The sequence below is a fragment of the Pseudomonas sp. FG47 genome (genome assembly GCF_057809115.1).
Genome location: NZ_JBMDJI010000082.1, coordinates 1 through 1339, shown reverse-complemented (window position 1 = coordinate 1339; position 1339 = coordinate 1). Strand labels below are relative to the sequence as shown.

The window sequence follows — 1339 nt, the reverse complement described above, 5'->3', positions numbered from 1 at the left end:
AGCGCGATGCCACGGGCCTGTACTACTACGGTTATCGCTACTACCAGCCGCTGGGCCGCTGGCTGAGCGCTGATCCGGCAGGTGTCGTCGACGGGCTCAACTTGTACCGAATGGTCCGTAACAACCCGGCGACACTTGGCGATGCTACTGGCTTGAACCCAGACGATGACGAACGTGAACACAACCAGCGTAGTGCACTCAACATTTACAATGCGGTGGAGCAGTTTTCTGCGGCAAGCTTCGATATAAAAGAGCGCGTGGATCAGTTCATGAAAAACAAAAAGCTTGCCATTGCCAGTTCCGTTATTTCCATGGTGGCGGCAGAAGTCGTGGCAAGTTTTGCAACACTGCCAGGCACTGCACTCTCTGGTATCCCACAAGTGGCTGCCGTGAGCAGCACGTTGACCAGCAAAATCCCAGGAATATTTGTTGCTCCGCAACCGCCGCGGCCTGATACGGACATGGCCAGCCGATTGACCATCAAAAAAAATAATTGGTCCCACCGCGTAGTGGACAGAGCGCGCAACTACGCCAGCTCAGGCGAGTTCAAAGATGACCTGGCCGATACAGCCTTGAACACGGCGCTAGCGACCCAGCTGGCCGCTGCCCAATTACATGCCCCGCTGGTTCCGGTGCCATTTTCCGGAGCGGTAAATATCGGGAAAGAAGTTTACAAAGCCGTCAAGACACCGAAGCCCGCCTTGATTTCGGAAGCACTACTTAACGTCTATGATACGAAAGACGCGCTCAGAAAACTTGACACAACAATGTACGACCTTTTCAACAAGTGGGGTGTCAGCATTGTTGTGGAGGGGGAAGCAGACATCGGAATAGAGCTTCCAGCATCTAAGAAGAACTCTCGTGCCGGGCGCTTATATGAAGGGAAAAGGTATATTTCAAAAAGTGACTATGCTCGACACTCCCGGTTTAGCCGGCAATATCTAGAGCTCGCACAGCAGAAATTCGAACAACACTTTTCCCGCTATTATTATTAGAAGACGATGTGAGGATATGGGTATAATGGAATACGTACTTGATCGGTACACGCCTTCGATCACCGTGCGCGGCAACCGTGGCGAAGCCATCCGTGAAATACGTTATTGCCGCCACCCCGAGACTCCAGGGCTGGGCACGCGCATCACCCGCCAGCAATTCAACGCCCTCGGCCATCCGGTACACAGCATCGACCCCAGGCTTGCCGCGCGCCAACAGACAGACCCGAGCGTAAAAGCCAACCTGATCCTGCATCCAGCATTTACCGGCGCAGTGATTGCCAGTCAAAGCGTCGACGCTGGCCATGTACTCACCTTGAATGACAGCGCCGGCCGCCCGCTGCTGC

At 54.2% G+C, this 1339-nt stretch carries 1 protein-coding gene and 1 pseudogene; both read left to right on the top strand.

Features of this window, described 5'->3' with window-relative positions:
• A partial coding sequence (locus ACODS5_RS24625; RefSeq protein WP_489109882.1) for an RHS repeat-associated core domain-containing protein occupies positions 1–995 on the top strand: 995 nt, incomplete at its 5' end.
• A 25-nt stretch (positions 996–1020) separates the two neighbouring features.
• A pseudogene (locus ACODS5_RS24620) lies at positions 1021–1339 on the top strand (hypothetical protein); the annotation flags it as partial.